This is a genomic window from Necropsobacter rosorum (genome assembly GCF_964241405.1).
GTDB classification, from domain to species: Bacteria; Pseudomonadota; Gammaproteobacteria; order Enterobacterales; family Pasteurellaceae; genus Necropsobacter; species Necropsobacter rosorum.
In genome coordinates, this window is sequence record NZ_CAXSXF010000004.1 from 40,513 (window position 1) to 59,298 (window position 18,786).

Sequence of the window (18,786 nt, forward strand, 5' to 3'; positions counted from 1 at the left end):
GTCATTAAGCGTGAAGAAATATAGCATAGTCGGCCGGAGAATTCATCTAATTCTTTGTATTCACTAAGGATAGTTGCCGGCCGCATTTACGGCAAAAATACACCGCACTTTCCTTTTGCACTTTATTATGTCGTCTTAAGGTCAAATAATGGGTCTGGCAGGCGCATTGGTATGCAAAGGTTTTGCCCTGCACATTTTGCACGTTAAAGCGGTGGCTGGTCTGCGCCGGCAAATGGAAAATGTCCGTCATCACCGCGCGCCACTGCGCACCGTGCGGTTTTACCCGGCCGAAAACCTGATAGACGATAAGGTGCGCCAGCTCATGCCACACCACCTGAGCAATAAAGGCGTGCGGATTTTCCAGCAATAAGGTACGGTTCAGTCTGATTTCATTGTGTTCGGGATAGGCGACGCCCGCTTTTACTCCGCGCAGGCGATAGTTGACCGTCGGCACCGGAAAAGTGCGGTTAAAATGCTGTTCGGCAAGCTGTAAACCGGCGTTTAACTTACGCACAACCTGCATATTAAGCTGACGAAACTCGGCGGTTTGCATAAAAAACAACCGGCGCGCACGCTTGTCCGCGCCGGCAGCAACAAGGTTATTTTAATCCGGCGGCCGCACGCAGTTCTTGGGCGCGATCGGTTTTTTCCCACGGGAACTGCTCACGCCCGAAATGACCGTAAGCCGCGGTCTGGCGATAAATCGGCTGAATTAAATCCAGCATGTTGATTAAGCCGTAAGGACGCAAATCAAAAAATTCGCGCACTAATTTCACCAAGAGGGCTTCGCTCACTTTCGCCGTGCCGAAGGTTTCGATCATAATCGATGTCGGTTCGGCAACGCCGATGGCGTAAGACAACTGAATCTCGCAGCGCTGTGCTAAACCGGCCGCCACGATATTTTTCGCCACATAGCGCGCCGCATAAGCCGCAGAACGGTCGACTTTCGACGGATCTTTACCAGAAAACGCTCCGCCGCCGTGCCGTGCCGCCCCGCCGTAGGTATCGACAATAATTTTACGTCCGGTTAAACCGCAATCGCCCATCGGCCCGCCGATCACAAAACGCCCGGTCGGATTGATAAAAAATTTGGTTTCTTTAGACAGCCACTCACTCGGCAGCACCGGCTTGATGATTTCCTCCATCACGCCTTCATGCACAGTTTTCTGGCTGACGTCATCGCTGTGTTGGGTGGAAAGCACCACGGCATCCACACCGACGATGGTATTATTATCGTATTTCAACGTCAGCTGGCTTTTCGCATCCGGGCGCAGCCAGCTCAGCGTGCCGTTTTTGCGCACCTGTGCCTGCCGTTCCATCAAACGATGGGCGTAGGTAATTGCCGCCGGCATCAGCACATCCGTTTCATTGGTGGCGTAACCGAACATAATGCCCTGGTCGCCCGCGCCCTGCTCCAGCGGATTTCCGCGATCCACGCCCTGATTAATATCGGCGGACTGTTTACCGATGGCATTCAGCACCGCGCAGGAATGCCCGTCAAACCCCATATCGGAATGCTCGTAGCCGATGTCGCAAATCACCTGGCGGGTCAGGCTTTCAATATCCACCCACGCCGAGGTGGTAATTTCACCGCCCACCAGCGCCATACCGGTTTTCACATAGGTTTCGCAGGCAACGCGCGCTTTCGGATCCTGTTTTAGGATTTCGTCTAATACCGCATCGGAGATCTGATCGGCGATTTTATCCGGATGACCTTCCGATACGGATTCGGAAGTAAATAAATATGATGACATAAGATTCCTTTATTCGCTCTACATTTGGATGTTTTTCCGTCTGGACGGCTATAATACGCTTTTTGACTTAAAAGGCAAGCGCTATTTCGGAACGAACAGGCATGAGGAAAAACCGCAACCGACGTAAAGCATGTGCTTTTAACGGCAAACAAAACGCCGCACAATGCACTGATTATGCGGCGTTTGGCTGTTAAGCCGATGAAATACCGTTGCGCGCGGCGGCGACAGCCTTTAGCGCGGGCAGATCTCCGATTCCACAAAAAAATAGGCGATCTCACGTTCCGCACTTGGCAGGCTGTCGGAACCGTGCACCGAATTGCGGCTTTTACTCTGCGCAAACTCGCGGCGCAGCGTGCCTTCCTCCGCCATAGCCGGGTCCGTTGCGCCCATTAAAGTGCGGTAGTTTTTTACTGCGTTTTCCTTCTCCAGCACACTGACCAGCACCGGTGCGGAAATCATATATTCCACCAGATCGGCAAAAAAGCTTTTGCCCTCATGTTCGGCATAAAATCCTTCCGCCTGCGCTCTGGTTAAATGCACCATTTTCGCGGCAACGATTTTAAAGCCGTGCTGTTCTAATCTTGCCAGAATCCGACCGATAAGATTTCGCTCCACCGCATCCGGTTTAATAATGGATAATGTCCGTTCCTGCGCCATAAATGTCCCCCCGTTATTGCACTATCCGTTCGCTTTCACTAATAAAAAATTGGCCAAGGTTTGCACGCCGATACCGGTGGCGCCGGCCGCCCATAAATCGCCGGGCGCTTTACGATATGTCGCCGAACAATCAATATGCAGCCAGTGTTTCTGATACTGTTGAACAAAATAAGATAAAAAGGCGGTGGCCGTGCTCGCCCCCGCACCGACCGGCGCAGAACCGATATTCGCAATATCGGCGAAATTCGAGCTGATCTGCGAACGGTGAAATTCTTCAAACGGCAAACGCCAGAAAGGCTCCTGCACGGATTTCGCCGTTTCAAACAACTGCGCGACCAACTCATCATCCATGGAAAGCACCGAATGATAATCATTGCCCACCGCCACTTTCGCCGCGCCGGTCAAAGTCGCGCAATCGATAATCAACTGCGGGCGCTGTTTATCCGCTTCAATTAACCCGTCCGCCAGCACCAAACGCCCTTCCGCATCGGTATTCAATACTTCCGCGCGAATGCCGTTGGCATAAGTGATAATATCGCCCAGTTTCAGAGCATTGCCGCTGAGCATATTTTCCGCACAGCATAAATATAATTTCACCCGTCGCGCCAGCCCGCCGGCAATCGCCATGCCTAATGCGCCGGTCAACAACGCAGCGCCGCCCATATCGGTACGCATCGTGCTCATGGTCTCGCTTGACTTAATGCTGTAACCGCCGCTATCGAAAGTGATGCCCTTACCGACTAAACAGGCAAAAACCGGCGCATCGGGATCACCGCTCGGATTAAAATCCAGCTGCAACATCGCCGGTTTATTGGCTGAGGCTTTGCCCACCTGCCAGATGCCGTGATAGCCTTGTTTTTCCAATTCCTCAGCCGAAATAATCTCAAAAGACACCGTACTTTTATCGGCATATTCCGCCGCCTGCGCCTCAATAAACGCCGCCGCGCGCTGCGCTAATGCCTGCGGCGTCACCAATGAAGCCGGTAAGTTGATGATTTCACGCACAAAATCGCCGCATTGAATACGCGCCAACAACTCCGCCTGCGGTTCATCCGCCAAATGCGGAAACTCAATGGTGTAATCCTGTTTCGCGCTATAAAAGCCCTGATAAAACGCCCAACAATGCTCCAGCTCCCATTGTTCGCCAATCAGTTCGACTTCTTTAATCCCCTGCCCGCGCAGCTTACGCGCCGCCTTTTGAATTAAAGTGCGGTCATTTTTTTCATCGTTTTTTACATGAATCACCGCTTGATTATCGGCAAAACTCAACAACGCATTATTGCCCCAGCAATCCGGCGCCGGCGCAAAAGAAAGCAAAATGTTCATAATCCTATCCTATATATAAAACCGGTACAGCGGCACTATACCAGTTTTTTCAATTTGTGTCTTAATTGTTAATAAAAAATTAAATGGCGATTTTATCTCGTCATACCCGCTCACACTGATAAGAACCGTCTAATACACGACGCCACCATTTTTTATTCAGTAAATACCATTCAACGGTTTTACGGATTCCGCTTTCAAACGTATCTTGTGGTGCCCAGCCCAGCTCGGTTCTGAGCTTGGTGGCATCAAGGGCGTAATGGATATCGTGTCCCGGACGGTCGCTCACATAGGTAATCAGATCCTGATATCTCACTACGCCGGCTGGTTTATGCGGCATTAATTCTTCCAGCAAATGACAGATCGTATGCACAACCTCTATATTCGTTCTTTCATTATGACCACTAATATTATAAGTTTCACCAATCTGCCCGGCTGTCAGAACAACATATAATGCGCGAGCTACATCGTCCACAAACAGCCAGTCGCGAATTTGCATTCCGTTACCATAAACCGGTAAGGTTTTACCGTTTAACGCATTTAAAATCATTAATGGCACGAGTTTTTCCGGAAACTGATAAGCGCCGTAACAATTACAACAATGAGCCACTATCACAGGTAGCCCGTAAGTACGATGCCATGCACGCACCAAATGGTCGCTTGCCGCTTTAGAGGCGGAATAAGGACTGCTTGGCGCATAGGGCGAAAGTTCGGTGAACGCACCGACTGTAGAACCTAAATCACCATAAACTTCATCGGTGGAAATATGGTGAAAACGGAAAGCGGATTTTCTCTCCGCACTTAAGCCCGCCCAATAATCACGGACAGATTCCAGCAAAGTGTAAGTACCGACAATATTGGTTTGAACAAACTCCCCCGCACTATTGATGGAACGATCCACATGACTTTCCGCCGCCAAATGCATAACTGCATCAGGTTGATACTTTATAAAGATGCGTTCAAGTTCAGCACGATTGCAAATATCTACCTGCTCAAAATGATAACGCGGATTATCCGCAACAGAAGTCAGAGAAGATAAATTTCCGGCATAGGTCAATTTATCAACATTCACCACAATATCCTGCGTATGATTGATGATATATCGAATAACAGCGGAGCCGATAAAACCGGCTCCGCCGGTGATGAAAAATCGTCTAGGCATAATTAGCGATAATAAGATAATTTCTTTACAAAATGTAGACTAACTGTTTTCCTTACCCCTCTCTCGCTCCGAATGCCGCATGTAAAAAATAAAGATCATAAATAACAAGATGCCGATCGCACTTAAAATGGCGCCTATTTTTAATCCAGCTACAGAATAAGACATTTCAATAATATTTTTTTTCTCTTTTTGTACAGAAATAGCTGTCAAAGCATCAAAAACCTGCTCAGCTTGTATTTCTTTACCGTTAAGCTTTATTGTCCACTGCTTATCATATGGAACAGATAAAAATACTTTTCCCGAATTATTTTCAGACACTTCAAAACGAATATTATCACTAGCTACTTCTGTATTATAAACTTTATTAGCTAATTTTAATTCATCTGTAATTTGTTTCAATAACTCTAAATTTAAACTATAAATCTCTACTGTTTTGATGTCTTTAGCTTTAATATCTTTAGCTTCAAACATAATATGAGACTTTTCATTTTGAGATGATGGAAGTAACACAACTCTAGGTGAAAGCCATTTTGAATATCCTGTAATAGGGATTCCGTTAACTAATAATCTACCATTTAACGACTTTTTCGTATCAATATAAGCATAATTAACCCAGTTTTTTTGAGGAGTCAAGAGTTCAACTATCATTTTATTATTTTCATAATTAACAGAAGATTTAACTTTAATAAACAATTCAATATTACGATTTAACAAATAACTGTAAATCGTATTAATATTTAAAAATGGATTATCTGTTTTAAATTTAGGGGCTATATTTCCTACATTATAATTAAATGCTATTGGCAAATAATATGGATTACTATAAATAGAAAAATGTCTGTATTCTTTTTCCTTAGGCAGCATCAAATTTGATGCTATATTGGTATTGTCTAAAATCAATTTAACTGAAAAAAGAGCGTCCACAGGAAGTATTGAAGTATTAACAATGTTCATGTTTGGCCCCATGCGATTGTACCCTAATGCATGTAACATATTACGCTGCCGGTTATCAGGAGATGATGTATAAGAACTGAAAGTATTAAAACCAAATCCTAATCCTTCATTATAATTAGCCTGCAACTTATCTAGCTTTATTCTTCTAGTTTGTAACTTAGAAACTCTGAAAAAATCATTCTCATTAGAGAAGTTATTAACAGATTTTTCTACATCAGCAGTATATGAATACCAATGTTTTACATCCTGTTTTTGGGCCAAACTATGAAAATTACTAAATATTTCTATAATACAGAGTCCAAGGACTGCTATGCCGGCAAACCGCTTCTCACGATAGAAATAAATTGCCAAGAAACATAAGCAACAAAATGCAGTTGCATAAATTCGCTGTAAATCTCCTGCTTTGCTGATCAATTGAATAATTAATGTAATAACGAAAAATATAAAGCAACTCTTCAATACTTTTTGAAAATTAACTCCATCCCTATATGCTATTGATGCCAGCATAACTAAAGTAAAACCAACTAAATGAGAATATCTATACCAATAACTATCAACTTGTTTAAATAATGAGAAAAGAAAAATAAACGGACTCCAGTAAAGAGTCAGGATTACAAAGCCAAGTAAAAGTATATAATAAATATAATTTTTTTTCTTTTGTGTTAAGAAAGTTGTAATTAAACCTAAAATACCAATTAAAACCATGCTTGTTGATTCAATTGCAGGATAACCATAACGACTCTCAGCGCCCAATATAAGGCCAGAAAAAATAGTTAAAATATTCCCGGCAAACTCTGGTTTAAGAAGCCACCAATCAACGCCAGCTCGGCCATTCTGCATTTCAAGATATGTTGGAATAAAGAGAATTGAACTAATTAATAATGCTATGAAGATGCTCGCAACATATTGTAATGCCACAACAGTAAAATTCTTCCATGACTTATTCTGAGTTAAAGAATACTCATAAATAAAATAAAAACCACTGAATACTATATTAATTAAGGCAATATACCAGTTAAACAACATGGTTAACGCAGTTGTAATAACTAACATTAATGAGCTGTTTTTATTGGTTACTTTATAAACTCCAAGTAACATTAATGGTAATAAATAAACACCATCAAGCCACATGATATTACTTGCTTGGGCAAGATTATATTGCATAAACGCATAACTTAAAGAAAGAGCAATAGTGAGTACGACAGACAATTCCTTTACTCGTTGAGACAGAAATATTGCCATAAAAAAAGCAGATAATGATAATTTTAACACTACAAGTAAAGAAAAGAAAATATGTAGTTGTGATTTAGAAAAGAAATAGATTAATAAATTTAGTGGTGATGATAAATAATAAGAAAATACTGCTATCGGCGTTGAACCTAATTGTTTAGCAAATGAATACGAAATATTTGCCTTACCTTCAAGCACATCTTTAAAATAACAAAAAAAATCGAGATATTGTATATCCGCATCCATTACTGCCAAGGTATTCGTACCAAATGGTATAATTTTTTCAGAAAGCAAACATAAAACAGAAACTATAATACACAAAGAAAACGAAAACAACGTTTTCTTATTTAAAATACTATTCATAATAAAATTTCTCTATGGTTCTCACGATTTATAAATTATTATTCAATGGAAAATTATTTATTATTTTTCACAATATATCTAGGTCTTTGCTTACTCTCAGAATAAATACGCCCAATATACTCTCCTAGCACGCCAATTCCTATTAGTTGAACTCCGCCTAAAAACAGAATTGCCACCATGAGTGACGGATACCCCGGCACAGCATTTCCCCAAAGAAGCTTACCTAAAATCAGCATACTCCCGTATAAAAAACTGCAAGCGGAAATAAATAACCCAATGTATGTCCATAATCGGAGTGGGAATGTACTAAATGAAGTAATACCTTCTAAAGCAAAGTTCCAAAGCTTCCAGCCATTAAATTTTGTAGAGCCTGCTACTCGCTCTGCCCGGCTGTATTCAACTACTGATGTATCAAAACCAACCCAACTTAATATACCTTTCATAAATAACTGGCGTTCTGGTAGTTGTTTGATTGCCTCGACAACCCGACGACTCATTAAACGGAAGTCACCAACATTCTCTTCAATTTTAGGCTTCGAAATTTGATTATGTAATTTATAAAACCAAAGTGCGGTTTTACGTTTAAACCAAGAGTCGGTTTGGCGATCCACTCTTTTGGCTAAAACGACGTCATAACCTTTTTGATATTCTTTTATTAGTTCCGGAATAACTTCAATAGGATCTTGCAAATCGACATCAATGGGAATAACAACATCCCCAGTTGAAAATTCTAACCCTGCAAATAATGCTGGCTCTTTTCCAAAATTTCGAAAGAATTGTACTGCTTGTACTAATGGATCTGCCTCTGAAAGTGCGGTAATAATTTCTTCTGTTTTATCCGATGACCCGTCATTAATAAATACAATCTCAACATTATAATGTTGTAATTCAGTATAATTCCTTGTTCTTTTGTAAAAAATTGGAATTGCATCTTCTTCATTAAATACTGGAACTACAAGAGAAATTTTCATATTTAACCTTTAAAAACAATAAATTTTGAATATAGAAAACCACAAACTAAGCTAATACCGGAGAACCCTACTAACGTGACTAATGCGGGTAAATTAAAAGAATCCGATAATAAGCCCGTAATATAACTCAGCAATCCCATAAAGCAGGTATAACTTACAAATTTGAATGATGAGATTTGCTGTTTGAATGTAAACTTAGCATTCATAAAAAAAGAAAAAGTAACCGCTACTATAAAAGCGGCTAAATTACTATTAGCTTGCCCAATTGTGAACAAATAATACAAAATAGAAAAGACAATCCAATGAATTCCGGTATTTAAAATGCCTATTGAAAAATAGCGAGAAAACTGTTTAAACATAAGCCGACTCAATAAGCCCCATCCCGTTTTAAAACTACATTCACTGTTTTAAACAAAATTGCAATATCATTCCAAAGCGACCAGTTTTTTACATACCAAGAGTCAAAATAAACCCGGGTTTCATAATCCACATCATTTCGGCCACTCACTTGCCAAAGCCCTGTCATTCCCGGTTTTGCCATTAGGTAATAATCTACATCTTCTTGATAACGCTCGAGTTCATCTTTCACAATTGGTCGTGGACCAACTAAACTCATTTCACCTCTTAATACGTTAAAAAGCTGCGGTAGCTCATCTAAGCTGGTTTTACGAATAAAATGCCCTATTTTAGTAATATGGGGATCATTTTTTAATTTAAAATCCTTTTCCCATTCAGCGCGAGCCTCAGGATCATTTTTCAATAGCTCATCCAGAACCTCTTTTGAATTAACAACCATGGATCTAAATTTTAAACATTTAAACGTTTTACCATTTCTGCCTACTCTAGGATGCCCATATATTGCATCTCCACCGTCTTTTTTAACGGCAAAATAAAGATAAAGTAAAATAGGAGAAATAAGAATAATAATACTTAATGCGCCAAAAATATCCATTGTTCTTTTTAAGAATCGGGAAGTTCGTTTTGCTAAATTATTATTCACACGCAATAACATTACTTCATAGCTGAATAAAAATGACATATCGGTACTATATAGCGGTAATCCACGCAAAGTAGGGATAACAGAAACAGAACGATATTTTCTTGTTGAAAAATAGCGTAACCATGTATTGCGTAATTCGGTTTCATCTTCTTCAAGCGCAATAATAAATTGATCGGATTTTTTAGTAGATGACTTCCATAAATTATTATTTTCATTAAGAATAGGAATGTTAATATCTTTTAATATCTCATTCTGCTCGGATGAAATAAAATATTTCACATTAAATCCTAAATATGGCTCGCTTATTAAAGCATAATATGCATCTAGTGCATTTTGTCCTCCACCAATAATAACCGTATCGCGTAAATACATTCCTGATTTAATCAGGACTTTTTTCAGAAATACTCGCATAAGAGGGACAATAATAATGGCGATAACCCATGTCAATATCCATAAATACCGCGAAAGATACAACTTTGAAAATGCAACTGTCGCCAATTCAATAACGGCTAAAATAACAATAGTACGCAAAACTTCTTTTAATTCAAACCAAAACGGCTTTCGATAGGTATAATGTCGTAAGCGAACCCAGAACCATCCCATACCAATAAAAGACAGAATGATGTGAATTAAGAAACGCTCTTCTATTTGCTCTGTAGGCACGTAACGACTAAGTTCACCTGTCCATGCTTCAAGCAGATAAAAAGCAAGAACGATAGATAAACTCAGGCATATAAAATCAGTTAAGGCAAGGGCAAATTTACAAAAAAAGATTTTTTTCATTCATAATTCCCTATTATTAGGCAAAATGAGAATTTACACATTCTAAAGCTTCGGCAATAATATTATGCATATCAAAATATTTATACTGCGCCAAGCGACCACCAAAAATCACATTAGGTTTAGCATCAGCAAGTGCTTTATATTTCGCATAAAGTTCATTATTACGTTTATCATTAATTGGGTAATATGGCTCATCACCGTCTTCATATTCTTTTGAATGTTCACGAGTAATTACTGTTTTCGACTGCATGCCATATTCAAAATGCTTATGTTCAATAATGCGAGTGTAGGGCACTTCCGCTTCAGTATAGTTAACTACTGCATTACCTTGATAATTCGATATATCTAAAACTTCATTATCAAAATGTAAACTACGATATTCTAATTTACCGAATTGGTAACCGAAATATTCATCAATCATTCCTGTAAAAACAATTTTTTCTGCTAAGTTTTCATAGTACTCACGATCGGCAAAAAAATCTACACCCAATTTTACCTCTATGCCCTCCAGCATTTTTTCAAAAATACCTGTATATCCTCCAATCGGAATCCCTTGGTAAGTATCATAGAAGTAGTTATTATCATAAGTAAAACGCACAGGTAACCGTTTAATAATAAACGGTGGGAGCTCAGTACATTTACGACCCCATTGTTTTTCAGTATAACCTTTAATGAGTTTTTCATAAATATCACGGCCGACCAAAGAAATCGCCTGTTCTTCAAGGTTTTTTGGATCTGTAATATTTTCTTGAGCGATTTGCTCTTTAATTTTTGCCTCTGCTTCTTGTGGTGTAATAACTCCCCACATTTTATTAAAGGTCAGCATATTAAACGGCAAACTGTAAAGTTCGTTTTTATAACGTGCTACAGGCGAATTAGTAAAACGATTAAACTCTGCAAATTGCTGAATATAATCCCAAACGCTTTTATTACTGGTATGAAAAATATGCGCACCATATTTATGTACATTAATCCCCTCTATATTTTGGGTATAACAGTTACCGCCAATATGATCACGTTTTTCAATAACTAGGCATTTTTTGCCGCGTTTTGTGGCTTCATGGGCAAAAATTGAACCGAATAAACCGGCACCGATGATTAGGTAATCGTATTGTTTCATTTCATTATCCTTGTAATTCCCAGCTTTTTATCATTCGTCTAAACATGTTTTCCAAATCAACTGTCGGTTCCCAGCCCAATGCTTTAAGTTTATCTGAATTTAGCTTTAACTTCACATCAGGCGCATAGCCTAAACTACTCAAATTTTCAGGAATACGGACTTCCACTTTAATTTGATTGTTAGTGATTTTCTCAGCAATCATTTTGGCCATATTTAAAATAGTACTATGATTACGAGCAACGTTATAACTCTGTCCTTTCTCGGCTTTTTGTAAAAGCAAAAAAATACCATACACGGCATCCACAGTGTAGCAATAGTTGCCCTCAGACTGCCCTGTTGTATGCAAAATAATATCTGTTTTTTTGACCGCACTTTTTGCAAATTGGGCAAACACACGATTATCTGAGATCGGTACACCGGCCCCAAATGTTTGAGCAAGCCTTGCACTGCATATATTTAAATTATATTGTGCTGCATAAGCATTACATAATGCCTCGCAAACTCGTTTACTTTCAGGATAACAGCTACGCAGTTTGCTAAGATCGATATAACCCAATTTATCTTCAGTGACATTTTCATAATCATCTGAAACCTGGCCGTAATATTCCATGGAAGAAATATAGACCATCTTGCAACTTGGATTAGCTTTTACATATTCCAATAAATTTTTTGTACTCTCAAATGCTGTTAGTAACACACCTGTTGGATTTTCGATCATCTCTTTTGACGCTGTAATACTTGCCGTATGTACAATAAAATCAACCGATTGTTCAAAAGCCAGTGGTGATAGTAAGCTATTCGTGACAAACTTTAAATTCTCATCTGAAAAATCAGCAAAAACATCTTTCGCTTTTTCTAAATTGCGAACGCTTGCTAAGATTGTAATATTACTATCTAGTGTTTGATTCGCATACAACATACTTTTCACAATTAAAGAACCAACAAGCCCCGTTGCACCAGTGACCAGTACGGTTGAATGATTAAATACACCCGGTTTAAAAACTTTATCCGCAATAAAAGCAAGATCTTCTTGTAATACCAAATCTTTCATTATTTTTTCTCATCGCCACGTTTAAAGCCGTAGAGCTGTTCATCTTCTTCCAAAGAAAACATCGCTTTAGCCAAATAAAAATCCTCTTGAGTAGTAATCTTAATGTTTTCAGAACCACATTCAACAATATTAAGTTCTAATTCAGGAAAGTAATGTTTCACAATTGCGCAAGAATCCACAAAAGAGAAATTATTATCAGCAATAGCTTTTTGATGCGCTAATTTTAACAATTCCACATCAAATGTTTGCGGTGCTCGCGCCATATATGAAACATCACGTTTAAGCACACCATTAATTTTATTATCTTCTACCGAAACTAGTGTTTCTTTAGCTTTCACACAAGTAATGGCAATTTTTTTCGCTTTAGCCATGGCAATATTGTCTTTAATAAGCTGATTCGTAATAAATGGGCGAACTCCATCATGAATTAGTACGATACCATTATTAATTTCACTTAAACCATTATAAATAGACTGCTGCCCTGTCTCGCCACCAGCAACAACTTTTTTCACTTTAGTAATGCGATACTGCTCCAGCAAATCTTGAAGATATTGTTCCCAACCTCGCAATATTACGATAACTATTCCATCAATTTCATCACAATTTTCAAAGACTTCTAAAGTATGAATAATCACTGGTTTACCATAAATTTTTAAAAATTGTTTTGGTAATACTCTAGAATTCATACGCGACCCAGTTCCGCCCGCAAAAATAACAGCTGAATTCATAAATGTTTCTCCACTATTCAGTTACTTTGTTAATCTAGATTTAATTTGTAAAAGTAAAGATATTACTAGTTTCTCTTTCATCATAAGCAAGGATAAAAAATAAATCCCAAAGAATATAGTAGATGTTATAATAAACATTGCTATATATTCAGCCTTCATATTATATTTCACATAAAACGAAAGGAAAAGAGCCATGCAGATCGCTACCACAATCTTTATATAAGAAACTCCTCCAAATAATATTGATATGTATCTTTTTAAAGCACACACTTGAAAAAGTAATATTATTAGTTCAGTAACAACTATAGATAACGCTGTCCCAGAAGCTCCATATTTAGGAATTAAAATATAATTTAAAATTATATTAATAATAGCTCCTAAAACAACTGAATAACAAAGATATTTTTCTTTTCCTAATGGTATTAGCATCTGAATACCTGTCAAATTAGAAATTCCAACTATCAAAATAATTATTGATAGTATTTTTAATGGAATATTTGCTGCCAAGTAGTCGCTTCCTGCTAATATGAAAATAATAGATTCCGAAAAGAAGAAGGAAAAAAACACCAATGGTAATGATAATAAAAATACAAAATTCATAGATTTATTGATCACTCTATTAAATTCATCTTTCATATCATGTGCTACATAGTAGCTTAACCTAGGCAACAGCACTGCACCTAAAGTAGTCACTATACTTACCATCACATTCCGAACTCTATATGCAACATCATAATATCCAACTTCCTCATTATCCGTAATGATCCCCAATATTGCCACACTGACATAAACATAAAATGCCACAGCAATAGTAGTCATAAAAAATACAGCCATTGGCTTTATATGCTTTTTAAATTGATAATCAGTATAAATTTTTAAATTAATTAATCTCTTCAAATTAAAGAGATTAACAATCCCAGAACCAACAGTTGCCAAAATCATAATAAACGCATAAATAGTATAATCATCTTGCGATTTAATTAATGTAAATACTAAGATTAGAGATATCAGCTTAAAAACTATAGATCTTATTGCTATATACAAATACTGTTCTAATCCTTTATAAAGCCATTCAACGCCCAAAATAGTCAATATAATATTAAGACTAGAGATCCAAAATAGTCTACTTTCTACTTGAAAAGGTTCTATATATATAACGCAAACAGAAAATACTAAATACACAAATAATGTAATTGCTAAGTTTATACCTAAAATTTCTTGAACTGTTTTAGACAAAAGTTCTTTATTATCTCTAACTTTTGCGCAAGCTCTAATTCCATAATTAGCCACTCCGAAAGAGGCAAAAATGCTAAAATAAGATACTATAGCATAAGCAAAAGCAACTTTCCCTGTACCTTCTGGTAATAAAATTCTCGAAACATAAGGAAATGTTATTAATGGAAATAAAAAATTTGTTACAGTTAGTAATAAATTCATTAAGAAATTGAACTTAACACTTCTTATACTCATACTGTTTCCCTTATACACATATTATGAGCATATTTTCCAACATAAGATAATAAAAATATAAACGGATTAAAGTCAAGAGACATAATATGTGGATTTACTAGGAGATCTAACATCATAATACCTAATATAACACCATAATAAATATCATTTTCTTTAACTATTTTATCACCAACATATTTGAAACCAAATGCAATCATAGAAAATAAAACAATACCATAATCCATTAAAGCTCTAAAATATCCGGAATCTATAACAAATAAGGAGTTATATCCAGTTAAATCAAGTACATCAATATACTCTACCTTTTGACCTAATAAACTAATCCCATACTCAGAGAAGCCTTTATTTCCATAATATAACCTTCCACTTAGAATTTTATTTAGCTTATCCATCCATTCTATATCTGGATTATAATTTATTATCAAATATATAGATAACCCTGCTAATATAAAAAAACCAAAGGATGATAAGAACCCTAAAATTCGCCCTATAAAAAAGGTTCTATAACTTATATTTAAAATCTTAATTAATAATATAGAAAAAATAAAAAGATTTACTAAATAAAATATAGTTCGAGTATCTGTATATAGATATACCATAAGGTTGGAACAAAAAAATAATAATAACTCCAATAAGCTTAATTTGTTTCTTCTAATCGCTCCCCATACTATATACACATATAATGAAACATTAGCGATATAGGTTGGATACTTATATCCTAATGGTTCTCTAAACGATCCATCACTCCTATACATAGCATCCATTGATGAATATTCATAAAGTTGAAAGATAGAACTACAAATTGTAAATAATATACATATAAGAGTTGTGAATAAAAATGCCTTTAAAATATTATTAAAACTTATATACTTTGCAAAAAGAAAGAAAATAAATACTGATATTACCATTCTAGAATAGTAATAAGAAATCATAAATACTACTGTAATGATAATATCCAACAATGTAACTCTATTGAATTTATAGAATAGACATAAACATAAAAAAGAAGAGATATATAAAAACACCTTTATGCTATCGAGCCAGATCTTATATCCTTCTATAGAAACAATAAATTGAGAACTTGACAAATGAATAATAGCTATACATGTACAATAGAAAAACATGAATAGCCATAAAAATACTTTATATTTTTTTTGTTCTTTTAGGAATACGCTCATATAGTCAAGCCTAAAATAGAATGCTTTTCTCTTTTACTCTGATCAGGTATTCGCATATAATCCCCATACAATTTACCTAAATAGTATTTCTCATCTGAATATGTAGAAAAAAATTCTTTATCAAATTTTCTTTCTTTTAAAGTTATTAATTTTTCTCTAGAATAGATTTCTCCCCAAAAATGTTTTCTACCTGAAGGAATAACTACTGATTTTCCTTTTTTAGATGTCTTAAACATTCCAAAGACACTATCCATAAACTTAAACCACTTTGTATAGTGAATACAATTTATAATTGGAGCAAATATAGTCCTTGCTAAAATTTTTTTATAGTATCTTTTGTCTAATCCTAATTCTTCAAGCTGACCTTTTATTCTATGAGTTCTAATTGATGTACCAACATATAACAATCCTGTAGATAAAATCCCATGTATATATTTTAACAATATATTATCGGGCAAGTTATCTAGTATGAATATATCAATAGGCAGCCCAACTTTATCAGATTCTAAATCCTGGATAGTTCTATATTGAGTATTCTTTTTCATTAATCGGGGAAAGTGATAATAATAATTCTTATCACCTGGAATAATAAGTTCATATTTATCAGATAGTGAAGAGTCATTAAACAGAGAATAAAATCTATCAAATTCTTCTCTCTCCATATTTACATCAATATCATCATCCCAAGGAATAAAACCCTGATGCCTCACAGCTCCAAGCATACTTCCACCACCTAAAGAATAACGGATATTGTTACTAACGAGAAACTCATTCAAATCTCGCATCATATAAATTAATTCATTTTGAATTATTTCTCTTTTTTTATCATCAATTTCAATTAATTTATCGCTTTTTAACGTTTTATAGATAACATTAATACTCATGTATACTTATTTCCTTTAAAAACTCTTCTCATATTTCTTGCCAAAGAATTTCGCCATTAAAAATGCACTACCTTTCTTTAACCAATTAATCTTCTCCCCATAAACAAATGGAATGGCTTTTACTTTTAATTGGTTAGATTTTGAATACTGCTTCATCCATACGTTAAATAGCAATTCACTCACTCGACCATAAAAACGCGCATGAAAAGCTGAATATTGTTCCGCTGGAATACGTTTTTCTAATTCAAATAAAACCGGGAATAACCAACTACAATAATCATTGACTAATTCTTTCGACATAATGAACATATTAAACATATATCCGCCACGCTGTTTCATTACTTCATCAAAACTTGCTAAATATTCACCGCACTTTTCAGCAATAATATCGCGAGTGACATCTAAATGCTCCGCATGTAATGTGTTTGCATAATGCGAATAGAGGGTTTCAATATAATAATTACGACGTTTTGGCACAATCACATCATATTGTTCAAGCAGTTTTGAGGCTTCTTCAGTGGTTAAATATAAGGTTTCAAGTGGCTGATTACGGCGTGCCGAAGCGCTTTTTACACTAAAGAAACGACGATAATGGATAAGCCCTAAATAATCATTTGGTAAATTTTTCCATGCCCAGTAAAGCCCTGTTAATTCACAGAAACTCGCATTTTTGGCAGAAATATTTTCGCCCGTATCATCACCTTGATAGCCTAAATCCGGTTTACCAAGTTTCCCCACATGCAACGGTAAATACATGCTATCAGAAGGCATAAAATGCTGTTTATGAGTGGCGATGATAATTTTGATATCTTTATCCATTTTTATTACCAAACAGTGATTTAACCAAAACCCAAATAGAACCAATCAAACCGCCCAGCACTGCTCCAATTAAAAGTAACAGAATCCGTTTCGGCCAATCTCTCTTCACCGGATAATCCGGCGATGCCTGATAACTAAATGTATCTGCTTTTGCATCTTTTGTTTTTGCTAACAATGGTTCCAGTTCTTTTAGTAATTCCGTTACCTGATAATATCTTGGCGGGTAAATTACACCTTTCTCTTTAATAACATTAATCTGAGCTTTTAAATAGTTCTCACCAAGCATGAAAAGATAGGTGCCGTCACTTAATTTAGAATCGGATAACGGAATTTTAGTTTCTGACATGGCCACGGCTTGAAGCGCGGTATCATTGGCCAAACCGAAAGATTTTGAATAATCTTTTATTCCTGCTTCTTTTGCAATATTAAATGCATTATCCAGGTTTTCAAGCTGTACCGTTCTTTGAATGGTTAAATCTCTTTCAAATTTTGTCTTTTCATAGTTTAAATCTGAAACGATTTCATTAAAGTAAATTAGAAAATTATCTAATTCCTGCTGATATGCCGATTGATTGGTAAAAGCAATAAACTGTTGTAGCGTTTGTTGAGCGTCCTCAGGGGTTTCTGCGCTCAAACTGATTCTCCGCCCCACTAAGTCAGGCTCTTTTTTAGGATCCGGTTTCGTGATACTGATATCTTTGCTGATAAGATCCGAAAGAATGGTTCTTTGCGATTTTTCATCTTCCCCTTCAATCAATTTTTTATACAATTCGGATTGCATAAAAAACTCTCTGCGCTTATCCAAGGATTCTGACAATAAATTAAACTTTCCGAATAGTTCGCCTGCCAACGCAGCCGCATCAAACTCTTTACTTAAAATACGGGCATATTCTTTCCGTATATTAAAATAGTTGCCTAAATCAATGGTTTTCGGCGCAATCACTTCAGCTTTTGATGTCCATTGTTCCTTAGCGGTAAAAGCATAGATACCGGCAATCAGCATAAATACAAAAGCGGAAAGCACAATCCAGATTTTCTTATCCCATAATAATTTTATTAACGCAATAAGATCGATTTCCTCATCTCGCTTCTCATTCAAGGCAAGCTGATTTTTCTCCATCGCCACACTCCCACAGTTTAAACAATAAAAAATAATATCCGCGGTCATTCTAAAGGTTTTGTAGCGAAGAACCAAGCTATATATTTAAAATTTATATTACCGGGCACGATCCAGCGGCTCCCCGAAAGCAATTTGTTTGATAAAAAACTTTATGAATTCTCTTTTAAAGAGTATAATCCGCACGTTTTTTGTTTTGTATTATTAACCAACGATCCAGAG

At 36.6% G+C, this 18,786-nt stretch carries 17 protein-coding genes; all 17 read right to left on the reverse strand.

Features of this window, described 5'->3' with window-relative positions; genetic code table 11:
- Positions 1–46: 46 nt before the first annotated feature.
- Positions 47–553, reverse strand: coding sequence for a SprT family zinc-dependent metalloprotease (locus ACESOH_RS08400; protein ID WP_373100710.1), 507 nt, complete (start codon positions 551–553; stop codon positions 47–49).
- Positions 554–599: 46 nt separating this feature from the next.
- Positions 600–1,754: a methionine adenosyltransferase gene (gene metK, locus ACESOH_RS08405; protein WP_373100711.1), complete on the reverse strand. Its 1,155-nt coding sequence runs from the start codon at positions 1,752–1,754 to the stop codon at positions 600–602.
- A 231-nt stretch (positions 1,755–1,985) separates the two neighbouring features.
- A complete protein-coding gene (gene ndk, locus ACESOH_RS08410; RefSeq protein WP_373100712.1) occupies positions 1,986–2,411 on the reverse strand; it encodes a nucleoside-diphosphate kinase in 426 nt (141 codons plus the stop codon).
- A 21-nt stretch (positions 2,412–2,432) separates the two neighbouring features.
- On the reverse strand, positions 2,433–3,737 hold the full coding sequence (gene pepB / locus ACESOH_RS08415; RefSeq protein WP_373100713.1) for an aminopeptidase PepB: 1,305 nt from the start codon (positions 3,735–3,737) through the stop codon (positions 2,433–2,435).
- Between the two features lie 100 nt (positions 3,738–3,837).
- Positions 3,838–4,896 (reverse strand): dTDP-glucose 4,6-dehydratase, encoded by a 1,059-nt coding sequence (gene rfbB, locus ACESOH_RS08420; protein ID WP_373100714.1) that lies wholly within the window; start codon positions 4,894–4,896, stop codon positions 3,838–3,840.
- 39 nt (positions 4,897–4,935) lie between these two features.
- On the reverse strand, positions 4,936–7,443 hold the full coding sequence (locus ACESOH_RS08425; protein WP_373100715.1) for a YfhO family protein: 2,508 nt from the start codon (positions 7,441–7,443) through the stop codon (positions 4,936–4,938).
- A gap of 53 nt (positions 7,444–7,496) precedes the next feature.
- The gene (locus tag ACESOH_RS08430) at positions 7,497–8,414 is read right to left on the reverse strand and encodes a glycosyltransferase family 2 protein (protein ID WP_373100716.1); all 918 of its coding nucleotides are present in this window, start codon (positions 8,412–8,414) and stop codon (positions 7,497–7,499) included.
- A 2-nt stretch (positions 8,415–8,416) separates the two neighbouring features.
- Positions 8,417–8,773 carry a GtrA family protein gene (locus ACESOH_RS08435; protein ID WP_373100717.1) on the reverse strand — a complete coding sequence of 119 codons (357 nt, stop codon included), beginning with the start codon at positions 8,771–8,773 and terminating at the stop codon, positions 8,417–8,419.
- A gap of 8 nt (positions 8,774–8,781) precedes the next feature.
- Entirely contained in the window at positions 8,782–10,197 is a 1,416-nt protein-coding gene (gene wbaP, locus ACESOH_RS08440) for an undecaprenyl-phosphate galactose phosphotransferase WbaP (protein WP_373100718.1), read from the reverse strand.
- 16 nt (positions 10,198–10,213) lie between these two features.
- Positions 10,214–11,317: a UDP-galactopyranose mutase gene (gene glf, locus ACESOH_RS08445; protein WP_373100719.1), complete on the reverse strand. Its 1,104-nt coding sequence runs from the start codon at positions 11,315–11,317 to the stop codon at positions 10,214–10,216.
- Between the two features lie 4 nt (positions 11,318–11,321).
- Positions 11,322–12,368, reverse strand: a complete 1,047-nt coding sequence (locus ACESOH_RS08450; RefSeq protein ID WP_373100720.1) for an NAD-dependent epimerase/dehydratase family protein — start codon at positions 12,366–12,368, stop codon at positions 11,322–11,324.
- On the reverse strand, positions 12,368–13,096 hold the full coding sequence (locus tag ACESOH_RS08455) for an IspD/TarI family cytidylyltransferase (protein WP_373100722.1): 729 nt from the start codon (positions 13,094–13,096) through the stop codon (positions 12,368–12,370). The genes ACESOH_RS08450 and ACESOH_RS08455 overlap by 1 nt, the downstream gene beginning before the upstream one ends.
- A gap of 21 nt (positions 13,097–13,117) precedes the next feature.
- Positions 13,118–14,566 carry a flippase gene (locus tag ACESOH_RS08460; protein WP_373100723.1) on the reverse strand — a complete coding sequence of 483 codons (1,449 nt, stop codon included), beginning with the start codon at positions 14,564–14,566 and terminating at the stop codon, positions 13,118–13,120.
- Positions 14,563–15,474, reverse strand: coding sequence for a hypothetical protein (locus tag ACESOH_RS08465; protein WP_373100724.1), 912 nt, complete (start codon positions 15,472–15,474; stop codon positions 14,563–14,565). Before ACESOH_RS08465 ends, ACESOH_RS08460 begins: the two co-directional genes overlap by 4 nt.
- Positions 15,475–15,740: 266 nt before the next feature.
- Complete coding sequence (locus tag ACESOH_RS08470; RefSeq protein ID WP_373100725.1) at positions 15,741–16,628, reverse strand: LicD family protein; 888 nt, start codon at positions 16,626–16,628, stop codon at positions 15,741–15,743.
- 15 nt (positions 16,629–16,643) lie between these two features.
- Positions 16,644–17,447 carry a DUF4422 domain-containing protein gene (locus tag ACESOH_RS08475; RefSeq protein WP_373100726.1) on the reverse strand — a complete coding sequence of 268 codons (804 nt, stop codon included), beginning with the start codon at positions 17,445–17,447 and terminating at the stop codon, positions 16,644–16,646.
- Entirely contained in the window at positions 17,440–18,567 is a 1,128-nt protein-coding gene (locus ACESOH_RS08480; protein WP_373100908.1) for an LPS O-antigen chain length determinant protein WzzB, read from the reverse strand. Before ACESOH_RS08480 ends, ACESOH_RS08475 begins: the two co-directional genes overlap by 8 nt.
- Positions 18,568–18,786 lie beyond the last annotated feature (219 nt).